Annotated in this window: 21 protein-coding genes and 1 pseudogene; 13 read left to right on the top strand and 9 right to left on the bottom strand. The window is 54.8% G+C overall.

The annotated features are described in order from the left end of the window. Positions 1–167: 167 nt before the first annotated feature. From BN873_RS17330 to BN873_RS17320, 3 genes are read left to right on the top strand one after another with little or no spacing between them, the layout of a single operon-like run. A complete protein-coding gene (locus BN873_RS17330) occupies positions 168–593 on the top strand; it encodes a nuclear transport factor 2 family protein (protein ID WP_048676689.1) in 426 nt (141 codons plus the stop codon). Positions 594–600: 7 nt separating this feature from the next. After that, positions 601–1,107, top strand: a complete 507-nt coding sequence (locus BN873_RS17325; protein ID WP_048676687.1) for an RNA polymerase sigma factor — start codon at positions 601–603, stop codon at positions 1,105–1,107. Continuing rightward, entirely contained in the window at positions 1,108–1,875 is a 768-nt protein-coding gene (locus BN873_RS17320) for an anti-sigma factor family protein (protein ID WP_048676685.1), read from the top strand. A 181-nt stretch (positions 1,876–2,056) separates the two neighbouring features. Here BN873_RS17320 and BN873_RS17315 read toward each other — a convergent pair whose 3' ends face one another. The 3 genes from BN873_RS17315 to BN873_RS17305 all read right to left on the bottom strand — a co-directional run bounded on the left by BN873_RS17315 (position 2,057) and on the right by BN873_RS17305 (position 3,953). Then, entirely contained in the window at positions 2,057–2,485 is a 429-nt protein-coding gene (locus tag BN873_RS17315; RefSeq protein ID WP_048676683.1) for a PH domain-containing protein, read from the bottom strand. 65 nt (positions 2,486–2,550) lie between these two features. After that, positions 2,551–2,937 carry a VOC family protein gene (locus tag BN873_RS17310; protein ID WP_048676682.1) on the bottom strand — a complete coding sequence of 129 codons (387 nt, stop codon included), beginning with the start codon at positions 2,935–2,937 and terminating at the stop codon, positions 2,551–2,553. A 119-nt stretch (positions 2,938–3,056) separates the two neighbouring features. Beyond that, the gene (locus tag BN873_RS17305; protein ID WP_048676680.1) at positions 3,057–3,953 is read right to left on the bottom strand and encodes a hypothetical protein; all 897 of its coding nucleotides are present in this window, start codon (positions 3,951–3,953) and stop codon (positions 3,057–3,059) included. A gap of 549 nt (positions 3,954–4,502) precedes the next feature. Here BN873_RS17305 and BN873_RS17300 point away from each other — a divergent pair. From BN873_RS17300 to BN873_RS17280, 5 genes are all read left to right on the top strand, one after another. Continuing rightward, entirely contained in the window at positions 4,503–4,994 is a 492-nt protein-coding gene (locus BN873_RS17300) for a DUF411 domain-containing protein (RefSeq protein WP_374727174.1), read from the top strand. A 133-nt stretch (positions 4,995–5,127) separates the two neighbouring features. Then, complete coding sequence (locus tag BN873_RS17295) at positions 5,128–5,724, top strand: TetR family transcriptional regulator C-terminal domain-containing protein (protein ID WP_048676678.1); 597 nt, start codon at positions 5,128–5,130, stop codon at positions 5,722–5,724. Between the two features lie 75 nt (positions 5,725–5,799). After that, complete coding sequence (locus tag BN873_RS17290; RefSeq protein ID WP_048676676.1) at positions 5,800–6,540, top strand: SDR family NAD(P)-dependent oxidoreductase; 741 nt, start codon at positions 5,800–5,802, stop codon at positions 6,538–6,540. 18 nt (positions 6,541–6,558) lie between these two features. After that, a complete protein-coding gene (locus BN873_RS17285) occupies positions 6,559–6,987 on the top strand; it encodes a nuclear transport factor 2 family protein (RefSeq protein WP_071244434.1) in 429 nt (142 codons plus the stop codon). A gap of 37 nt (positions 6,988–7,024) precedes the next feature. Then, entirely contained in the window at positions 7,025–7,237 is a 213-nt protein-coding gene (locus BN873_RS17280; protein ID WP_048676792.1) for a tautomerase family protein, read from the top strand. A gap of 215 nt (positions 7,238–7,452) precedes the next feature. On the opposite strand, the gene BN873_RS17275 is transcribed toward BN873_RS17280, so the two are convergent. The 4 genes from BN873_RS17275 to BN873_RS17260 are packed head-to-tail and all read right to left on the bottom strand — an operon-like array spanning position 7,453 to position 9,953. Then, a complete protein-coding gene (locus BN873_RS17275; RefSeq protein WP_048676674.1) occupies positions 7,453–8,724 on the bottom strand; it encodes an NAD(P)/FAD-dependent oxidoreductase in 1,272 nt (423 codons plus the stop codon). Between the two features lie 36 nt (positions 8,725–8,760). Beyond that, the gene (locus tag BN873_RS17270) at positions 8,761–9,042 is read right to left on the bottom strand and encodes a hypothetical protein (protein ID WP_048676673.1); all 282 of its coding nucleotides are present in this window, start codon (positions 9,040–9,042) and stop codon (positions 8,761–8,763) included. Beyond that, on the bottom strand, positions 9,039–9,398 hold the full coding sequence (locus BN873_RS17265; protein WP_048676671.1) for an HlyD/EmrA/EmrK family protein: 360 nt from the start codon (positions 9,396–9,398) through the stop codon (positions 9,039–9,041). Before BN873_RS17265 ends, BN873_RS17270 begins: the two co-directional genes overlap by 4 nt. A gap of 42 nt (positions 9,399–9,440) precedes the next feature. Further along, positions 9,441–9,953, bottom strand: coding sequence for a GNAT family N-acetyltransferase (locus BN873_RS17260; protein ID WP_053085437.1), 513 nt, complete (start codon positions 9,951–9,953; stop codon positions 9,441–9,443). Positions 9,954–10,061: 108 nt separating this feature from the next. Between BN873_RS17260 and folD the strand changes: the two genes are divergently transcribed. Beyond that, positions 10,062–10,964 carry a bifunctional methylenetetrahydrofolate dehydrogenase/methenyltetrahydrofolate cyclohydrolase FolD gene (gene folD / locus BN873_RS17255; RefSeq protein ID WP_048676669.1) on the top strand — a complete coding sequence of 301 codons (903 nt, stop codon included), beginning with the start codon at positions 10,062–10,064 and terminating at the stop codon, positions 10,962–10,964. 65 nt (positions 10,965–11,029) lie between these two features. On the opposite strand, the gene BN873_RS17250 is transcribed toward folD, so the two are convergent. Both BN873_RS17250 and BN873_RS17245 read right to left on the bottom strand, forming a co-directional pair. Next, the gene (locus tag BN873_RS17250; RefSeq protein ID WP_171820516.1) at positions 11,030–11,836 is read right to left on the bottom strand and encodes a hypothetical protein; all 807 of its coding nucleotides are present in this window, start codon (positions 11,834–11,836) and stop codon (positions 11,030–11,032) included. A 122-nt stretch (positions 11,837–11,958) separates the two neighbouring features. Beyond that, positions 11,959–12,525, bottom strand: a complete 567-nt coding sequence (locus tag BN873_RS17245; RefSeq protein ID WP_048676665.1) for an NUDIX hydrolase — start codon at positions 12,523–12,525, stop codon at positions 11,959–11,961. Between the two features lie 261 nt (positions 12,526–12,786). Here BN873_RS17245 and BN873_RS21070 point away from each other — a divergent pair. The 4 genes and pseudogenes from BN873_RS21070 to BN873_RS17230 all read left to right on the top strand — a co-directional run. After that, a pseudogene (locus BN873_RS21070) lies at positions 12,787–13,386 on the top strand (GlgB N-terminal domain-containing protein); the annotation flags it as partial. A gap of 654 nt (positions 13,387–14,040) precedes the next feature. Then, entirely contained in the window at positions 14,041–16,251 is a 2,211-nt protein-coding gene (gene glgB / locus BN873_RS21065) for a 1,4-alpha-glucan branching protein GlgB (RefSeq protein WP_048676788.1), read from the top strand. Positions 16,252–16,380: 129 nt separating this feature from the next. Then, positions 16,381–19,941, top strand: a complete 3,561-nt coding sequence (locus tag BN873_RS17235) for a tetratricopeptide repeat protein (protein WP_048676663.1) — start codon at positions 16,381–16,383, stop codon at positions 19,939–19,941. 5 nt (positions 19,942–19,946) lie between these two features. Beyond that, positions 19,947–21,863, top strand: a complete 1,917-nt coding sequence (locus tag BN873_RS17230; RefSeq protein WP_048676661.1) for a PatA/PatG family cyanobactin maturation protease — start codon at positions 19,947–19,949, stop codon at positions 21,861–21,863. Positions 21,864–22,069: the final 206 nt, after the last annotated feature.

The following is a 22,069-nucleotide window of genomic DNA, read 5'->3' as shown; positions in this document are numbered from 1 at the left end:
TAAGCCGAGATGGATTGGCCGGGTGTGGGGTATGGTTGGGGTCATCGGTATTGCCTTAACTTACAATTTACGGTGATCCTCGGAATAATTTAATTTGGCAAGTGTGTACTCCAGTACAGGCCGATTGGCGGCTTGATGAATTCATTGATGACTACTGGAGAAAGATCATGGCTTATACCCTTCGTCACGCGCTGGTTCCCCTCTTATTCATGGTCGCAGGCACGGCCGTGGCTGGCCCTGCCGCCGATCACGCCCAAACCCATTTTCGGGCGATAGCGGGTGGACAGATCGAGAATTTAGTGGGGCAGTATGCCGATGGCGCCACCTTGGAATGGGTCGGCGGGCCGCTGGATGGCCGCTATGCCGGCAAAGCCGCTCTGGGCGAAGTCTGGGGTAAATTCGCCAAGGCGCAAGGGGATTTGCAGTTTAAGGTGTCGGATTTGCGGGAAAGCGCCAATCCCAAGGGCGGCACGGTGACGGCCAACGTGATCTTCAGCGGCAAGAGCGACATTAAGGTGCGTTATGTGTTGACCTATCGTGATGGCAAGATTGTCAGCGAGGTTTGGCAGATTGATCCGAACTTAGCGGGTTGACCGGATCATGGCCGACTTCGCCGCGCTGCTCACCGAACAGATTCCCCGCTTGCGCCGCTATGCCAGAGCGCTGGTGGGGACGCAAGGGGCGGATGATCTGGTACAGGATAGTCTGGAGCGGGCCTGGAGTCGGCGACATTTATGGACCGGACAGGGCGAATTGCGCCCTTGGTTATTCACCATTCTGCATCATCTGTATGTGAATCAGGTGCGGCACCGGGTTCACGCGCCGCCGCTCGACCCGCTACCCGACGAGGAGCCACCAGCACTTGCGCCGTCCCGGCATGAGGCGGCGCTGGAATGGCGGGATATGGAACGTGCCCTGGCGGAGTTGAGCGTCGATCACCGTGAAGTCTTGTTGTTGGTGGGGTTGGAGCAACTGGATTACGCTGAGGTAGCGACCGTCCTGAATGTGCCGCCGGGCACGGTGATGTCGCGGCTGGCGCGGGCGCGGGCGGCCTTGCGGCGGGCGTTGCAAGAACCGCCCCGCGCCCGGCTGCGGAGAGTGAAGTAGATGAATCCTGATCTGATCCAGGAAAACGATTTGCAGTCCTACGTCGATGGTCGCCTGGACCCCGCGCGGCAGGCGGCGGTGGAAGCCTATCTGGCCGAAAACCCAGCCGAACGGCAACGCTTGCTGGATTATCAGCGGATTGACGCCGAACTGCATCGCTTGTTCGATCCGGTGCTGGATGAACCGATCCCGGCTGCTTTGCGGCTGGCAGCACAACACCGCAGCCGTGCGCCGCGCATTGGGCTGCTGCAAACAGCGGCGGCGGTGGGCTTCATGCTGATTGGCGGGGGGTTAGGCTGGTTCGCTCACGAGCGGTTCAGCCAGCCGGGTCTGGCTCAGGAATCTTTCGTCCAGCAGGCTTTGGGCGCCCATGCGGTTTATGTCTCGGAAGTCCGCCATCCGGTCGAAGTCGAGGCGAGCGAAGCGCAGCACCTGGTCGCGTGGCTATCCAAACGGCTAGGCGCGACGATCCAGGCCCCGACGCTGAGCACGCTGGGATTTCAGTTATTGGGCGGCCGGTTGTTGCCTGACGACGGCAAGCCCGCCGCGCAATTCATGTATCAAGACGCCGGTGGGCGGCGCTTGACGCTCTACGTGCGGCGAGGATTGGATAACCCGCGCGATACCGCTTTCCAGTTTTCCCAACAGGACGGTAAAAGCGCGTTTTACTGGGTTGACCGCGATCTGGCTTACGCCCTGATCGGTGATTTAGAGCGCCCGGTGCTGGATCGGGCCGCGCATGTGGTTTATCAGCAGCTCAATCCTTGAACATCAAGGCGCCAATCCCGCTGCAAATAGCTTACGAGATTTATCCGGCGTGATTTCTCTGGCTGGGGATTTGCCGATTCAAGCCGGACTGCACTTCGAGTGAAAGTGGCGCGGGTCTGGGCGCGGCGTAGGGCAGATGCCCAGATCAAGCCGCGAAGCGGCGTCGGCTGGAATGAAATTGTTAGAGCACCCGCACGCCTAAGCTTTGTATTTCACGCAAGAATCCGGTTTTGTCCAGCGGTGAGATAAAAATAAACCGGCCATTTCCATACTCAATTCGTATGCGATCAAGCGATAGCGCCGGATTCGAAAATACAGTCGATGTGTCGGTGATTTCTCGAATGCTTGCAATTGGAATATTCCACCGTAATGGACCGCTCGTGATTAGCAGCCTGTCGGCATCGACCACGTATTTCGTTCCGAGCAGGAGCCAGACGGGCAATATTATTCCAATAAGTAGCAAGCATACTGTAGCCAGCAAGAATACAGTTGCTAATGGCGTTTCTTTGAAAGTGAGTAGCGTGACTAATCCGAGTATGCTCGTGGCTACTGCAAGGATCATCACTACTAAGAGCCAAGTGTCGATTTTAGATTTGTACGTGGTTGCCATGATGTTGTCTTACGCTTTAACGTTCGAGCTGAGCTGCCCGCTAGGCGGATGGCTCGAGCGAGTGGTTAGGCCTCAATGTAGTTCGAGACCTCAATGAGGTTGCCATCAGGGTCGCGGAAGTAGATTGACGTAATCGGACCGGTTGCGCCTGTACGCTTGACGGGTCCTTCAAGGATTGGTACTCCGCACTCAATGAGATGCTGAGCGACCGCATCAATGGCTGTAGTTGCGATGAAACACAGGTCAGCCGATCCTGGCATTGGCTTCGTCGCCTTCGGTTCGAACTCGCTGCCCAGTTGGTGGAGATTGATCTTCTGAGCGCCAAACTCCAGAGCCTTACGCCCTGAGCCAAACGTCGTGACGTTCATTCCGAGCGCGCGCGAATAGAAGTCGCAGGACACCTCGATGCTCGCCACTGTCAAAACAAGATGATCCAGACGGGCGATGTGCATGGCGTTTCGTTTGATGCCTAACGCAAAGCTCAGCGGGCTGAGCGATAGCAAAGCTCCGCTGGAGCGTTGGGTTAGGCGGAGACGTTGAGTAAAAATGCCGCAGAGTATGCCTTACCATTTTATTCGTCGCTGAAACCGTACGGTAGCTCCGGTCCGGCTCCTGGTATTGGGGCAAGGAAATAAATACGCTCGTTCTGACCTACTTCGGCATAGACATAGGAGTTAGACTTGCCAGTTGAGGTCACTCTGGCAGTGCGAACATTGACGCCGTTTCCACCGTATATTGATGGCGCACCGCTCGATTCCGCAATCTCAAGTTTGGTGATCGCGGTTCCGGAGGCGCTAATATCGTTCACGAGCCCGATATGGAAGGCCTTGGACCCGCTATCCTTAATCCAGTTACCGTTGCTATCTTTCCGCGCCATAATATCTGGATTGTTGCCCTTGACGCCTTCAAAGAATATCGCTGCATCACCAGGCTGGATCGCGGTCGGGTCTGTCCGCCGCCGGCGAATCACATCCGGCCATGTCTTGCTGTCGGACCAAAAGCTGCGCGGCGAGATACCGGTCGCCATGGGTGGATTCGGCCCCGCCATGTGAGGCACCGCTTCTCCCCAGTAAGCCGCAACGAATCCGCCACAATCGACTCCGATATTATCGCGGCAGTATTTGTCGACGTTGTCTCGATTGATCACACCGATCGACGAGCCAAGTTGGATCGTCTCCTGGATTTCCCACGGGCAGGCTTTGCCTATGAAGGTGCGGTGGATCGATGCCGGTATGTAGTCGTAATCGTCGAAATTAAATGTCTTGAGATAACGCAGGGACTTACCCTTGTTTGCCTTGGTAAGCTTCTCCCAGAAGGCGTTTTCAACGACGTTTGCCTTGGTTTGCCGATCACCACTGTTCTGTAGGTACATGACAATCGGGGTATTAGTCCAATTCCAATCATCATTGAACCATAACCACGACGACAGTTTTGCATATGCCTTAACATAAACTGCGGGCCTGAGCATAAAAAACTTCCCTCATAATTTTTAGTTAGTTCCAAAGCTACAGCTTGGAACTTCAGTAGTAGAAGCCCTAGCTTCCTGTTTCGCGAAGCTGGTGCTTGGGAATGAGCAAACCATATTTGAAATGGGTAGTCGCCTAACAAATGATTATATGGTTTCCGCATAACTCCACCATTGTTAGAGTTATACAGCAGAGCACTGTTCTCTGAGATTTCTGGAAAGCAGAATCGCCGATTAACGGCCAGTAGTTCCCTGTACTCGAAAGCAGCTAACGAAGTAGCGGGTAGCAAATATCCGAAGCTAGGCCAGCTACCCTATGGGCACTTATCGTTTACTAAGAATAAGATATCGTTCATGGATTTGATAGAGCGGTTGCCAGAGAACTGGTTCTGTTTGGTCGATCAATCCTGAACCGCCAAGGGTAAATTGGCTACTTTCAGGTAGGCTCGTGCAAGCCGAAGCAGAATAGTTGGTTCCATCAGTGGTGATTATCACCGAAACTTTCTTGTGTGAGATATCCTCGAAGCTGCATTGAAAATGAATTTAGGAGACATGCTGCCCATGACATCGATCAACTTGAAACGTCGCCAGTTACTGGCTGGCTCATTATTATTGGTTCTGCCCCGCGCCTGGGCTGCATCCGACCCGCCAGCTACTCCTGTTAGCCCGCTGGTGGAAGTCTGGAAAAGCCCGGCGTGCGGATGCTGCAAGGATTGGGTGGCGCACATCGAGCAGAATGGGTTTATGGTGCGTGTGAATGAGGGCAATAGCGCCGCTGCCCGTCACCGCTTCGGCATTGCTGATCAGTATGGCTCCTGCCATACCGCCGCCGTCGAGGGTTACGCTATCGAAGGCCATGTGCCCGCGCGGGAAATCCGGTGTTTACTGGCCGAACGGCCAGACGCCATCGGCTTGGCGGTGCCGAAAATGCCGATTGGCTCACCTGGCATGGACGGCCCGGAATACGGCGGGGATAAAGACCCTTACGATGTGCTGCTATTGACCAAGAATGGCGGCTCTCGCGTGTTTCAGTCTTATCGCTGATCGGCCATTGTGGGTTGGCTTGTCGAAATGGTGCTGAGTTAGCGACTCATAAACTTTATGAGACGATTTTAGTGCGCCTGATATCTGCTCAAGCCGCTTGACAATCAAATATGACCGGTCGTATATTAATTGCATGGCTAGACCTCGACTCAGTGGCAAAACTCGTGAACAGTTGTTGGAACAAGGCGTCGCCTCGTTTCTATACAACGGCTTTCACGGCACCGGCATCAAGGACGTGCTGGACAAGGTTAAGGTGCCGAAAGGCTCTTTTTACAACTACTTCGAGAGTAAAGAAGCCTTTGCCGTCGCTGCCATCCGTCATTATGCGGATTGCTTCGCGGACAGGATGCGCCAAGCGGTTGCTGCCGCGCCGGACCCGTATACCGGATTGCGCTGCTTTTTTGAAGGATTGATGGCCGATTTTGCAGCGGCGGGCTATGTCGGCGGCTGCCTGATCGCCAATCTGGGCGGCGAACTGGAAGGAAATGAGGCTTGCCGTGAGACCCTCGCCGAGGCTTTCCGCGACTGGCGCGACGGCGTGGCCGAGATTCTACGCCAGAGCCAGCAACTGGGCCGGGTGCGCGCCGATCTGGATGCCAATGATCTCGCCGATCTGCTGACCGAAGCGTGGGAAGGCGCGGTGATTCGCATGAAGCTCGAACGCTCGCTGGAGCCGCTGCACCGGGTGATTGCCCGGCTATTTGGCGACTATTTTCAACCTGAGAGGTGATTTTTTGACTAAATTATAAGACGACCGGTCTATTTATAATCAACTTCACCTATTGTCATTACCGGAGATCATTCCATGTCAGCAAAAAATCGTACTGTCATCATCACGGGTTCCTCCAGCGGCATCGGCCTGGATATCGCACGCGCTTTTCTACAAGAGGGCGCTAATGTGGTCATCAACGGCCGCGATTCTGACAAGCTCGCCACCGTGGCGGCCAAACTCGGAACGCCAGATCGGGTTGCAGCGGTGGCGGGCAACATCGGCGAGCGCGAAACCGGCGAGGCGCTGGCGCGGACAGCGGTCGAACGCTTCGGCCGGATCGACGTGCTGGTCAACAATGCCGGTATCTTTGCCGCCAAGCCGTTTCTCGATGTGAGCGAACAGGAATTGGACGGGTTTCTCGATAGCAATCTGCGCGGCACCTATCTGACCACGCAAGCGGTGGTACGGCGGATGAAGCCGCAAGGCACGGGCGGGGCCATCGTCAATATCGGCACAGTGTTGATCGATCACGCCATCGGTGGTTTTCCAGCCTCCGCGCCGCTGGCCAGCAAGGGTGGCGTCCACGCGCTCACCCATAGCCTGGCAGCCGAACTCGCGCCGGATCGGATTCGGGTCAACATGGTCGCACCTGGCGTAGTACGCACCCCGTTGCACGCGGGTGTGGACGTGGACGCCTTCGGCGGTATCGCGCTGCTCAATCGAGTCGCTGAGGTCGGCGAGATCACTGAAGCCGTGCGCTATCTGGCGGGCGCACTGTTCGTCACCGGGCACATCTTGCCGGTCGATGGCGGTTTCATCACCGGCCGCGCTTGAAAAACAGGAGCCAAGGCAATGAATGCTGGTTGTGATGTGACGGCTTGTGCCGCCTGCGAATCGGCGGCTTCATCCGAACCCTATAGCGCGGTCGCCAACTTGCTGGGCCGTTATTATGAGGCCCTGTTTCACGGCGATGTCGAGGCGCTATACCGTGTATTTCACCCTGGGGCGACTTATGCGACGGCTTCGGGTGGCGAACTGGTGCAACTCGATCTGGCGAGTTATCTGGAGCGGGTCGCCACCCGTGAATCACCAGCCCATCGCGGCGATGCTTACGGTTTTGAACTGGAATCCATCGAGTTCGCCGGGCCAACCACCGCGCTGGTACGGATGCGTTCGTCGCTGCTCGGCAAGCGGTTCGTCGATTTTCTGGCCTTACTTGAAGTTGGCGATGAATGGCGGATCGCCGCCAAAGTGTTTCATTACGATCCAGACCCGGCGTAATGGAACATGCGTTGCAATCTAATCGGAGGAGATAATGATGCCGTATGTCAATATCAAAATCACCCGCGAAGGCGGAACCACCGCAGCGCAAAAAGCGGCTCTGATCGAAGGTGCGACCGAGTTGCTGGTGCGAGTGCTGGGCAAATCGCCAGCGACTACGGTCGTGGTGATCGATGAGGTGGATATGGAAAACTGGGGGATCGGCGGATTGCCGGTCGAGGACTATCGCAAGCGCCACGCCGGACAATGAGCGCGAGGCTTGGGCATTGGGGCATGTGCGCTTCGAGCGTGAATTCCGATGCCCAAGTTGCTGCTTGCAGCGTGGGTCGAGTAGGCCACGCAATCGATGGAGTGGGTTTGGGGTGGCGCCGGTTGTCGAGGCTACACCCGCCTGTTGTAATCGATCATGACCAGTGCGGATTTTCAAAACCACCGGCGGCTAGAAAAGTAGCCAAACTAATTGCTTCAGCGTTTAGGAGGGCTAAATAGCGGCCGCAAGCCAGTAATCAGCCGTGCGCCTTTCTTGTGGGTCAGATAGGCCCAAAACCATTGCAATAAGACCAAGGTAGCGGCGCGGGCATTGATCAGAAAATAGATATGCACCAGCCCCCAAAACCACCACGCCAACCAGCCTTTCAGCTTAAAGCGGCCGAAATCGACCACGGCGGCGTTGCGGCCGATGGTGGCCAAGCTACCAACATGGCGATAGCGGAACGGCGGCGGAGCTGTCCGATTTTCCATGCGGGCGCAAATGACATCGGCCACATAGCGGCCTTGTTGTTTGGCGGCGGGAGCCAAGCCCGGCACCAGCTTTTCTCCTTCCCAGATGACTTTCGCCGCATCGCCAATCACGAAAATGTTGGGATGATTGGGTACTGATAAATCCGCCGTCACCGCTACCCGTCCGCCCCGGTCGGTCTCGACGCCGAGCCACTGGCCTGGCCCTTCCACCTTGACCCCCGCTGCCCAAATCACAGTCGCGGTGGGCAACAAAGTCTCGCCAATCCGAACCCCCTGTGTATCGATGGCTTGCACCGGTTGGCCTAGCGCAATCTCAACGCCGAGTTGCTCCAGGCAACTCTGGGCATATTGCGAAAGCGCCGGCGGAAAACTGGCCAATAGCCGTTGACCCGCTTCCACCAGTACGATTCGCGCTGCTTTGGGATCGATATGGCGGAAATCCCGCGCCAAGGCGACTTTGGCTAACTCGGCAATCGCGCCAGCCATCTCCACGCCGGTTGGCCCACCGCCAATCACTACGAAATTGAGCAAACGGCGTTGGGCGGCTGGATTGTCCGCAATCTCGGCTTGCTCAAAGGCCAACAGAATGCGCTTACGGATTTCGATAGCGTCGATAATCCGTTTCAGTCCCGGTGCGTCCGGTTCCCATTCGGGATGATTGAAATAAGAATTGCCCGATCCAGTCGCCAGGATCAGATAGTCATAAGGGTAGCGGCGACCGCCTGCTACCACTTCCTGCGCGCTCGGATTGATGGCGGTCACTTCCGACAGCGCGACCGCAATATTGCGATAGCGGGTGAACAGTCCGCGAATCGGCCAAGCGATGTCGGCGGGCGACAGATCGGCGGTGGCGACCTGATACAGCAGCGGCTGAAAGAGATGATAATTGCGGCGGTCGATGATGGTCACGTCGGCGTCGCAGCCCGCTAGCCGCTTGGCGGCGGCAATCCCGCCAAATCCTGCGCCAGCGATGATGACTTTAGTTTTGGTTGTCATCCGTTGTGCATCTCGATGGTTAGAACGATGTCTGGTTCAATCGCCCACCGCCCGCACGGTAAATGGCGGTTTCGCCCACCAGATCAGACCGATCAGCGCCAGCATCAACAGCCCGCTGATGCAAAAAACGGCATTAGTGGACAGCAGGAAGGACTGGGTAGTTATGGTGCGATCCACTTGCAGCAAAGCTTGCTCGGCGCTCAGGCCGGTGGCTTGCAATGGCTCCAGATAGCGCAGCGCCAGCGGGTTATAGGGATTGATCGCTTCGACCAGCCGAGCATGGTGCTCAATGCCTTTGTGATCCCATAACGCGGTCATGATTGCTGTGCCGAAACTGGAACCGAGGTTGCGCATAAAGTTTTGCAAGCCGACAGTTGCACCTCGGTATCGGCGGGATCAAGCCGCACCAGCGGTTGGCCCTGCTCCACCCGATCCGTGTCATCGACCAGCACGCCAACGACTGTGCCCGGAATTTGCGGGGTAATTTGGATGATGTTGCCGCTGACATAGGCATTATCGGTGCTGACATACCAGCGCGCATGAAAGAACCAGTAGCTGCCGACCACCGCCAGCAGGGTTGCGAACAGCAGCGACAACAGCAAAAGCGCCCGCCAGCGTTTACGGTTGAGTCGGGCCGGAGGTGATGTACCGGCATCCAGTGCGGGCGCGCTCATGGGTGAAGTCCTCTGCTGGGTAGCGGTGGCATAAGTGCGCTTTCAGCCAAAACCGGCGAAGGCCGGATGATAGCGAACGACGACTCTCGGTAAATCAAACGTTTGCGACGTGAGTTCGCACAGCATGAACGCTTCAGGCCGTACCACAAATTCGCAATACAATCCTTTCGTTGCGGCGGGTACGAAGCCAAAACGCGGATAATAGGCCGGATGACCGAGCACGATCACCGTGCTATAGCCCTGTATTCGGCAGGCGGCTAAACCGGCCTCGATCAACTGGCCGCCAATGCCCTGGCGCTGTTTGGACGGCAACACCGCCAGCGGCGCCAACCCCGCCGCAGTGACGCCGGGCAAGGGCGGTTCCAGGCTCACCGGCGTCAACAGGATATGGCCCACAGCTTCGGTTTCCCACCAGGCGACCAGCGAAATGGCCGCCGGTACTTGGCGGCGTAGCGTGGCCACTAACTGCGCTTCATCGGCGCGACTGAACGCCAAGCGGTTGATCTGATCGACCGCTGCATAATCTGGCGATTGTTCCGGCTGAATCCAAATCATGCTGAATATCCGGTGAAGCGCAGTGCCATTTTGGGTATGCAGTCTGAAAAGTCTGCCCAGCGTCTGTAGTAGAATTCCCGGCTCATATTAACAATGACGAGGGGCTTCATGGCTACCGCCACTATCATTGACGGCAAAGATTTTGCCGCCCGCTTGCGCGCTGCTATCGCCGTGCAGGTCGCCGACCTGAAAAAAGCGCACCACCTGACGCCTGGACTGGCCGTCGTGCTGGTCGGCGACGATCTGGCCAGCCAGGTTTATGTCCGTAACAAAGGCATTCAGGCGCAGGAAGCCGGGATGAATTCCTTCGATCATCGCTTGCCGACCACGGTGACAGCCGCCGAGTTATTAGAGAAGATCAACCAACTCAATCAAGACCCGGCCGTCCACGGCATTCTGGTGCAACTGCCGTTACCCAAGCATATTGACGCCGATGCGGTCATCGACGCCATTGCCGTGGCGAAAGATGTCGATGGGTTCCATCCCTACAACGCCGGACTGCTGGCGGTGGGCGGCGCGGGGATGGTGCCTTGTACGCCAGTGGGTTGCCTGATGCTGCTTAAACATCAGCTCGGCAAGCTGGCCGGATTGCGGGCGGTGGTGCTGGGCCGCTCCAACATCGTCGGCAAGCCGATGGCGGCGCTGCTGCTGCGTGAGCATTGCACCGTCACCATCGCGCATTCCCGCACCCACGATCTGGCCGAGGAATGCCGCCGGGCGGATATTGTGATAGCGGCGGTCGGCAAACCGCAGATGGTGAAAGGCGATTGGCTCAAACCGGGCGCGACCGTAATTGATGTCGGTATCAATCGGATTACCGCCCCGGACGGTAAGAACCGTCTGGTGGGCGATGTCGATTTCGACTCAGCGGTTCAGGTCGCGGGCGCGATTACCCCGGTGCCGGGTGGGGTCGGGCCGATGACCATTGCCTGCTTACTGTTGAACACCCTGACCGCCGCCTGTCGGCAACGCGGGATTCCGGTGCCGGAAGTACAGCCGGCGGCGGAATGAAAAGCGCCCCTGGAAGGGTGCTGAACCAGTGATAGCAGCTTTCGATCCCGTCTATCAACATGACCTTATTCAGGCTCTTGGCTAGCCGCAATCTTTTCGTCGCCGGCTATATCCAGATATGCCAACCAATAGCGCGAGATTTCGCTGATACATTCAATCCGGGTCACCAAGGCTGTCAGCGCCGATTTATAGCGGTCGATCTCAGGCAGCAACCCTACCAGTTCGGTATCTAGCTCACCTAACTGCTTGCTGCGGTTGGACGCCAGGATGGCGATGCGCGTGGTCGATAGACGGACCCGGATATAGAGCAGATCCCCAGGCAACGTCGTATGCCGCTTGTAATGGTATTCGTAGGCTTCCGGCGCTACATCCTTGCGACCCAACAGATAAGCCTCCAACCCTTCCACCCGAGCCAGCATCATATTGAGATGGGTCTGGGTCGATGTCCGATGGGCCATGGGTTCCAAGGCGGCGATTTTCTCTTTCAGCCAACCTCGCCGCTTCTGGACACGCGCACGTAGCCGGTCGATCTCGCAATCGGCTTCCACCATTTGCTGGCTCAACGCCAGAATCTGCACATCGACTCCATCTAAAAATTCGCGAAGCTGATTGGAAAGCAACCGCTCCAAGGTCAGGGTGATAAACCGCTCCCAGATCGAATCGGAGCGGATACGCACCACCTCAACAAGTTGGCGGACACCGCCAAGCCGGTCGATGATCTCGCGCACACTGTGCTCGTGCTCGGTGCGATCCGCCTCGCTCCACACCTGCGCAAGCTGTTCTTCTTCCCGCAACACGTATGACATGCCGATGCCGGCATCATCGGTTTCAGCGATCAGGGTCTCCACCTGGGGGGGTTCCGGAATTAACAAGGAATAGCTCCAGCGAAGTGAGGCCGCAGCAGTGCGGCAGTTGACGAATTTACGCGAGCAAATCCAACAGCCGAATGGAGCCAGGCCAGGGTTTGGGTCACGCGCGGTTGCTAACCGTTCGCTCAATAATAGCGATGAATCCGATACTGGTTATCCGCCTCACGAATAATATCGCCAACATGGACCTGAAAGTGGCCAGTGCGCCGCTCGGCGAAATACTGGCGCAGCGTCTCGTGCACCACCTTGAAGGCGATCTCATCCCAGGGAATTTCTTCCTCAGCATACAATCGCACCTCTAGGCTTTCCGCACCGGGGCGGGTATGGCCGTCCTTGAGTTGCCCCCGAAACATTAGGTACACCTGGCTGACATGGGTCAGTGAATATAATCCATACAATGTCAGACTTTCGCCGACGGCATCCGCCTCTTCCAACGCTTCGCGCGCCGCCGCTGCCACCGCCGATTCGCCATTTTCCATAAACCCCGCTGGCAAGGTCCACAGGCCATAGCGCGGCTCGATGGCCCGGCGGCATAGCAAAACCCGCTGTCCCCATTCCAGGATGCAGCCGGCGACGATTTTTGGATTCAAATAGTGGATGGTATGACAGGCATCACACACATGCCGGGGCATGTTATCGCCCTCTGGCACACGCACGCTCAGCGAAGACCCGCACTGGCTGCAAAATTTCATGGAACGATTCCTTGCCCGAAACCCGTTGCGACGGTGAGATGACAACAGTATCAGATCATGGCCGGCGATGAACAAGCGCGGTAATTCAACCCTGACGCTTAACAGCAGTACTCCGGTAACACGCAAAACCCATCTTTTTTTCGGGACAACCCTATTTCCTCTATGCTTTATCTGCCCGCCTGACCCAGGCTGATTTAGAATGGGTCATCAGTTTCCCGTCATCCACCCGACAGCACAGCCTAAAGAAAGAAGATAAGGACGATGTTGGAAGAACACATTCAGAAAATCATCGAACTACGTCATGATGCCCCGCACACCATTCTGGGACCTCATTATAGCGAGCGCGAGCGGGCGCTGATGATCTGGGCCTTCTTGCCGCACGCTGAGCACGCTTACGTGCTGCGCGCCGATGGCACCGGCAAGCGCGAAATGCAGCGATTGCATCCCGCCGGGCTGTTCACTGTCCGAATTCCAGGGATCAAGGAGTTGGACTACCGACTGGTGGCAGTGGATGCCACGGGTCAGGCAGTAACCTTGCGCGATGCCTACGCCAGCCAAAAACCCTTTTTTACCCAGACCGACGGCACCGCACTCCAGCAGGGTACGCTTGATACCCTGTTCGCCAAGCTGGGTGCTCACCCGCAGGTGAAAGGAGGCGTTACCGGCGTCAATTTCGCCCTGTGGGCACCCTATGCTACCCGAGTCAGTGTCGTAGGAACCTTCAACAATTGGGACGGTCGCCGCCACCTGTTAGCGCGACACGAATCCGGCGTGTGGGAACTGTTCGTTCCCGACATTGAACTGGGTGAGCTGTATAAATACGAAATCCGCAACACTGAAGGTGCGGTCTTTCTCAAGCCCGATCCGCTGGCCTTTCAAACCGAGATTTACCCGGATACCGCCAGCATCATCTGTGATCTTGAACGCCATCATGACTGGAATGATGGCCTGTGGATGAATCGCTTGGCACAAGCGCCCGGCTGGGCGTTACCGGTCAACATCCATCGTGTTACTCTAGACTCGAATGCTGCCGGCCCTGATAGCGCGATCAATTACAAGCAGTTAGCCGATGCCGTGCTCCCGCACCTGCTGGCGCGAAACGTGACCCATGTCGAACTGGCCCTTTGGGCATCGGATGAAACGGTTGCGAGCTATTACGCGCCCAATCCCCGGTATGGCCGACCCGCCGACTTCATGGCGTTCGTCGATACCTGCCACCAGTCTGGAATCGGAGTGATTCTTGACTGGATTCCGCCGCTCTTGCCGCGCGAGGGGCAGCAACTGAGCTGGTTCGATGGCACGCGCATTTATGACGCCGATGTGCCGGAGCAACCGCCATGCTTGGCCTTCGCGTTGGAACGTCCGGAAGTGCGCAATTACTTGGTCGGTAACGCCCAATTCTGGCGCCAGGTCTATCATATCGATGCGCTCAGCACCGATGTCCGTACCTACCGCGCCCGGCTCCAGGAGCAAGCACTGGTTGCAGATTTACGCTTCCTGCTCAGGGAGACGGCGATGTTAGCCACGCTGACTGCCGCCGAACGCCTCTCCCTACAGGAGGGTCGATGCTCTGACCCCCATGCACTGTTGGGACCGCATCCCCTGCCCCACTCTGATCTAACCGTCATCCGCGCTTTATTGCCCGAAGCGGAAATGCCTTGCCTGGTACTGGATAGCGCACCGACGGTTTTATACCCCCTACAGTGGGTTGCCGATGACAAGTTGTTCGAGGCCATCGTCACCGCCGATCCAGTCGGCCTGCGCTATCGGATCAACGCCACAGAGCGCGGCCGAAACCATACCTTCGCCGATTCTTATGCCGCCCCTTTCTCGTTTCTAGGCGACCAGGACTGTTATCTGTTTGCCGAAGGCAATCACTATCAGATTTACGAAAAACTCGGCGCGCACGCCTGCGAGACCAACGGTCATGCTGGGATCAACTTTGCGGTGTGGGCGCCGAACGCGCAGCGAGTCAGCCTGACCGGGGCATTTAATGGCTGGGACGGCCGCCGCCATCCGATGCGCTTGCGGCCCGGCTCAGGGATTTGGGAGCTGTTCGTACCCGGCTTGACGGAGGGCGAGCTGTACAAATTCGAGATTCTGCCGCGCACGGGTCCGGTATTCCTGAAAACCGACCCTTACGCATTTTATACGGAGGTGCCGCCGGGCACGGCCAGCGTGGTCTACGACCGTGCCGGCAAGCATCTATGGCGCGACGATGACTGGCTGGCCAAACGAGCGAGCGACAATATCTGGGAACGACCGCTGGCGATTTACGAAGTCCACGCCGGATCATGGCGGCGTCAGGCGGATGGCGAGTTTTTGTCCTATCGCGAACTGGCTGATCAACTGATCCCCTATGTCCTGAAAATGGGTTTCACCCATATCGAATTTTTACCGTTGGCCGAACATCCCTATGGGCCATCCTGGGGCTATCAGATTTCCAATTTTTATGCACCGACCGCCCGCTACGGTCGGCCGGAAGAGCTAATGGAACTGATCGACCGTTGCCACCAAAACGGTATCGGTGTGATCCTCGATTGGGTGCCGGCGCATTTTCCCAAGGATGCACACGCGATGGCCTGGTTTGATGGAACCTGCGTCTACGAGCACGCTGATCCACGGCAAGGCGAGCATCCCGACTGGGGCACGCTGATTTTCAACTACGGCCGCCACGAGGTAGAAAATTTCCTAATCGCTAATGCCATTTACTGGCTGGAAACATTTCATTTCGATGGGCTGCGCGTGGATGCGGTCGCATCGATGCTGTATCTGGATTATTCCAAGAAAGATTGGATTCCCAACCAGTATGGCGGCAATGAAAATCTCGAAGCCATCGAGTTTCTCCGACACACCAACGCGGTCATGCACGCTCGCTTCCCCGGCGTGATGATGATTGCCGAGGAATCCACCGCCTGGCCGAACGTATCCCGGCCCACCGACATCGGTGGTTTGGGTTTCGGTTTCAAATGGAATATGGGTTGGATGCACGATGTACTGTCCTACATGAAAGAGAGGCCGGCCAACCGCCGCTACCATCACCATAAGCTGACCTTCGGCCTGACCTACGCCTTTAACGAAAACTTCATCCTGTCGCTGTCGCACGACGAAGTGGTGCACCTGAAAAAGTCACTGCTCGGCAAGATGCCGGGTGACGAGGCCCAGCAACTGGCGAATCTTAGGCTGCTGTACGCCTTCATGTACGGCCAGCCCGGCAAAAAATTGCTGTTCATGGGTGGAGAATTCGGTCAGCCGACGGAGTGGAACCACGACGGCGAACTGGATTGGGCACAATCACAGGAGGCCGGGCATCAAGGTCTGCAACAGTTCGTGGCTGCACTCAACCAGCTTTACGCGCGTGAGCCGGCTTTGTATCAGGTGGATTTTCGCGGAGCGGGGTTTGAGTGGCTTGATGCCAGTGGCGCTGAGACCAGCGTGGTTGGCTTCGTGCGCAAGGCGCGCGACCCGCGCGAGTCTTTGCTGTTCGTGCTGAACTTCTCCGACCAGCATTATCCGAGCTATCGCATGGGCGTACCGTATCCGGTGGCTTATCGGGAGTTGCTGAATAGTGATGCCAGCGAGTACGGCGGCAATAGCAAAACACCACTTAAAAAGCAGATTCATTACGATGAGATTGCCAGCCACGGCTTCGCATTTTCCGTGGTGTTGGATCTAGCGCCTTTCAGCACAACCGTATTGAAGCCAGGCCCTTTGAAGCTGAAATAGATCGTGATCTATTGGACAGGCTCTCATAATGGGCTAATTTAAGGGATGTTTGGGCACACGAAAACTATAGTCGCCTTAAAGCGACACCTACAGGGCTTGCCAGTGATAAGTTCGCCATCTTTTCGACGATTGACTTGGTACACCCTCCTGCTGTTCGTTGTACTGGGTTCGCTTCGTCTCGCGCTTGCCGAAGACGTAGGAGAGATCGTCAGTGCGCTTGGCACGGTCGAGGTCCTGCGGCAAGGGCGCTGGCAACCCGTGGCAACGGGTGAAAAAGTGGCAGCCGGCGAAGCCATTAAAACAGGCGAAGGTAGCCGCATCGCGCTACAGCTTGTCAATGGCGCTCAGCTTAAGATCAATGCCAACAGCCAATTGGAGCTAAAGCATATCGTTTCACAAGAAGGCTTGGCGCCCACCGCAAACGCACCCACGCTTAATATTTTGCGCGTACCGCAAGGCGAAATCTGGGTCCGTAGCAATGGCATACCGCTAGAGCTTCAGACTATCTCGGTCGTGGCCACTATTCGAGGAACCGAGTTCAACCTTGCCGTCAAGCCCGATCATAGCGCGCGTTTGGCAGTGTTTGACGGCTTAATCGACTTTCATAACGCTCAAGGCAGCGTGCTGGTGGAGGCGAATGAACAGGCGACTGTCCGATTGGGGGAAGCCCCGCGCAAGACGGTATTGCTTAACCCAATCGACGCGGCACAGTGGTCTCTCTACTATCCGGGCACTGTCAGTTATCGAGATTATCTGCTAGCGGGCCAGGCATTGCCCCACCCCAATGGCCGATCACAAAAGCGCCCAATTGCTGCTAGCCAAGCAACAGTTGAGCAATTAATCAGCCAAGCCGAAACACGCTTTAACAGCGGTAATCGCCAGGAAGCCCGGCAACTGTTTGCGCAAGCACTCCAGCATGATCCCGATCATCCGCATGCACGAACCGGGCTAGGCTGGACCTTGCTCGAAGCAGGCGCAGTGGATGCGGCGTTGGCCGCCTTTCAGCAAGTACGCCCGCCGACCTTAATGAGTGCAGTCGGTACGGCCAACAGCCTGTATCAGCTCAATCGATTCACCCAGGCTGATCAAGTGATTGCCGAAACCCAAAGGCAATTCCCGCAAGCCTCTTTGCCTTGGGTACAAGCGGCCCTTAACGCCCTCATTCGTGGCCGCGTTGACGAGGCGCATCGAGCACTGGACCAAGCCCTAACGCGCGACCCTCGCTCCGCACTCGCGCATAGCCTACGCTCCAACATCTATCTGGTTCAAAACCAAAAGGAACGGGCACTGGAGGCCGCCGAGCGAGCGGTGGCGGTCAATCCCTCCTCACCGACGGCTTATCTTAATTTAAGCCTGGTCAAACAAGCAGAATTTAACCTGAATGCTGCATTGGCGGCCGCCCAAAAAGCCGTGGCGCTTGATCCTGAAAATCCGCAAGCATTGATTCAGGAAAGCCGCTTACTCTTCGGTATGGGAGACATCAGGCAGGCCACTCAGCTCGCTCAACAAGCCTATCAATTTCGGCCTGGAGACCCGATAGTCCACTCGACCTGGGGTTTCTTACAATTGGCTCAAGGCCGTATCCAAGAGGCTATTCAGTCTTTTCAAGAAGCCATTGCGCAAGATTCGACACTCGGCGAACCCCATCTAGGTCTTGGAATCGCCCTCTTTCGCCAGAACCAGACTGAGGCTGCCACGCAAGAAATCCTTAAAGCCACCCTGCTGGAACCCAAGGTTTCCCTTTACAGCAGTTATCTCGGCAAAGCTTTTTATGAACTCAAGGATGACCGCGCCACCCAAAAGCATCTTGCTAAAGCCAAACAGCTTGATCCCCATGACCCTACGCCCCATTTCTACGACGCCCTTCGCCTCCAAAGTTATTATCAGCCCATTGAGTCGATCCACCAACTCCAACAGTCTATCGATCTTAATGACAATCGCGCTGTCTATCGCTCGCAATTATTACTCGATGAAGACCTCGCTACGCGAGGCACCGCTTTAGGCAGAATTTATAATGAGGTTGGTTTCGAGCAACTCAGCTTGTACGAAGCCCGCAAATCTCTCACCAACGATCCGACCAACTACTCCGCGCATCGGCTCTTAGCCGATTCCTATTCCACCTTACCCCGGCATGAGATCGCGCGGGCGAGCGAATTGCTCCAAGCCCAATTACTGCAACCTATTAACATTGCCCCTGTACAGCCACAGCTTGCTGAAACCAAATTAGGGATTTTAACAACTCTAGGCCCAGTGACTCCCTCATTATACGAATACAATTCACTTTTTTTACGTAATCACTCCAACCTGGCTTTATCAGGCCTTGTCGGCAATCACGATACCCTAAGCGATGAGGCAATTCTAAGTGGTCTTTATAATCAATTCTCCTATAGCTTGGGCCATTTTCATTATCAAACTAATGGATTCCGAGAAAACAATGATTTTCAGCATGATCTTTATAATCTCTTTACCCAAGTTGCCGTTACCCCAAATTTCAATCTACAAGCTGAATTAAGGCGAAGAGAGACCGACCAGGGCGACTTAAGTCTTTATTTTTCGGCAGCACCATCTACTCAGGAGCGACTAAAAATACGCCAAGATACGGCTCGGCTAGGTACTCGCTATACCCCTTCGCCCCAATCAAATGTTATCGTCTCATTCATCCATGCTGACCGAGAGGACAGAAAATCGTCTCCTGATAAACTTTCGGAAACGGAGTCCGACCAACTGGAAGGTCAATATTTATTCCGCGAGCTTGCCTACAATATCATCGCTGGGGGTGGCTTAGCTAAGACGGCACGCGAAGCCAGTTATCTACAAAATTCTCAACAGGCAGAACACACGACTGTTTATGGTTATGCCAATATTGCTCTGCTAAAGGATATAATCTGGACGGTCGGTCTTAGCCATGATCACCTCCATGATGAAATAGAAGATATTCATCAGGATCAGCTGAATCCAAAACTGGGTTTTCGCTGGAATATCGCTGATAACCTTCAATTCAGGCTTGCGGCTTTTAGTACTTTGAAACGGGCGCTTGTTGTTGAACAAACCATTGAACCCACTCAAATTGCAGGTTTTGATCAATTCTACGACGATCTAAATGGCACTAAAGCTAAAATATATGCTATTGGATTGGATGCACAATTTAATAACAGCCTTTATGGTGGAATTCAAGGCAGCTATCGTGATCTTGATGTGCCTTTTCCGAACTACCTCGGTCATATAACTTACCAAGCGGAGCAAGAGCAAAAACTATTAGCTTATCTCTATTGGATGCCGCATCCGTATTGGGCGATACAGAATCAGGTTGAAATTGAAAAATATGATGCTAAAGCCAACCTGACCCATATTGAAACGCTAAGTGTACCACTCACTGTCCGATACTTTAGACCATCGGGATTTTTTGCAGAGCTTGGTACCACGTATGTTTGGCAACAATTTACGGGTATTGATTTTGATTTAAGAGATCTCCAGTCAAAGACTGATCATAATGATTTCGTTGTAGTGAATGCAGCCGTTGGTTTTCGTTTACCAAAACAACAAGGCTCATTTAGCTTAGAGGTATCGAATTTATTCGACCAGGAATTTCAATTTCAGGATATGAGTTTTAGAAACTCATACCAAAATCTAGAAAATCCAAGATTTATACCGGATCGAACTATCCTTTCGCGGATTAAATTGAATTTTTAAGAGATATGGATCTCCAAACCCTCTCTGGACTTAAAGCGCTTTGGGCTGAAACGCTTGGTGATCCGTGTGTTTGTGTTGCCATACTTGATGGCCCAATCAACCCATTACATCCTAGTTTGGTAGATGCCAACCTTACTCAAATCAAGACACTGGCATCAGAAACTAAACGTGAAGGCCCAGCGCTACAACATGGCACTCACATTACCAGCATTATTTTTGGCCAGCATACTGGCCCAATTAAAGGCATTGCGCCGCACTGCCGAGCTTTAATCGTACCCATCTTTTCTGATGGGAATGATGGCCGCTCCCTAACGGCTTGCTCCCAACTGAATCTGGCCCGCGCCATTAGCCAGGCCATTCAGCAAGGGGCGCAGATTATTAATATCAGTGGGGGTGAATTCACGCCATCTGGCACTGCCCATCCTCTCCTGGCCAAAGTAGTCCAAGCCAGTTTTAAGCAAGGTATTCTGATCGTGGCTGCAACAGGTAATGACGGTTGCGAGTGCCTTCATATCCCCGGTGCCTTGCCATCCGTATTGGCGGTGGGCGCGATGAATTTCCAAGGCCTGCCGCTGGATTTCAGCAATTGGAGTCCGGGCTACCGGACGCATGGCATTCTGGCCCCAGGCGAAAATATTCTAGGTGCCAATCCCAGCGGTGGCCTTTCTGCCCACACAGGCACCAGCTACGCCACGCCCATAGTCTCAGGTGTTGCTGCGCTTCTCTTAAGCCTGCAACTAAAATATCGGAAAAAGCCTGACCTTCAGGCGATACGTTCAGCACTCATCAATAGCGCCATTGGCTGTGACGCTGAACCTGTATACGATTGCCGCCGCCTACTGGCTGGGCGGCTTAATATCAAGGGTGCCACTTCTCTTATCATAAAAGGGATAAATTCCATGTCTAATCCGAATGAAGCGACTAGAAAACAGATTCCAGAAAACTGCCAAGAACAGCCACAGGATAATAGTGCAGCCAAGATCGATACCGTCTTTGCTGCGCCTGATCAGAACAATCGAGCTAGCTATCAGAACATGGTGAATCCTAGCACCAGTCAGCCAAGTAGTTGTGGGTGCGACAGTAGCCGTTGTGGATGCAGTTGTGGATGCAGTTGCGGATGCAGTTGCGGAAAGGCTTCCCAAAACCAAGTAGTCTTTGCTTTAGGAAAATTAAATTATGATTTTGGAACGGAAGCTCGCCGCGACTCCATCAAACAGCATATGGCCTCCAATGCCAATGACCCTTACCACCCAGAGCAGTTATTGGCCTATCTCGCAGAAAATCCCTGGGATGCCGCAGCGATTTATTGGACATTGAATCTGGACACCACGCCTATTTATGCCATCCAGGCTACCGGGGCGTTTGCGGACCGGGTTTATCAACGACTCCGAGAATTTCTTGAGGAACAAACTAAAGGTGAGGTCGAGCGAATTTCGATTCCGGGTTCTCTGGCTGGAAGTGTGAAATTATTTACTGGCCAAGTGGTTCCAATTATTTGCCCTAGCCTGCGTGGCATGTATAGCTGGAATACTAAAGAGTTAGCTGCTGCTGTTTGTAAAGAGAAAGACACGGAAGATCAATCCAAAGATCATATTGAAAATTTCCTGATTCGCGTTTATGAAGAACTCCGCAATCTGGGAGTTAGCCCTCAGGACCGTGCTATCAACTATGCGGCCACCAATGCGCTATTGGCTGCCGATATTTTTGAGGATGCCCTGCGAAAGGGAATGGAGCTTGATACCATCAGTGTAGAACGTAGCCCAATCTGTCGGCCGGAATCAGATTGCTGGGACGTAAAGTTGAGCTTTTTTAATCCCTGCAAAATATTTGAGCAGGCTAAAAGAGTCTATTTATTCACGACGGACGTCAGTGATATAGTGCCAGTTATGGTTGGCAAAGTCCGAACCTGGTCTTTACGGTAGCAGAAGTTACAATTTTCCCAAATTTTTTGTAAGCTCTTCATCACTGAGCAACAGCAGAGGAGGCGATACAATATGCGTCATTTACCAAAATTATCGACAGGCGTTATTCGCGATGTGCAAGCTCTTAAAACTGGTCGAAGCACAGCCCAGGCCGCTATATATCCCTCACGTTGGACCTGTCCCAACGGGGGGAGACCTACAGCGAC

Source organism: Candidatus Competibacter denitrificans Run_A_D11 (assembly GCF_001051235.1).
GTDB classification, from domain to species: Bacteria; Pseudomonadota; Gammaproteobacteria; order Competibacterales; family Competibacteraceae; genus Competibacter_A; species Competibacter_A denitrificans.
Note: the sequence above shows the minus strand (reverse complement) of the source record. Positions and strands in the feature narration are given on the sequence as shown.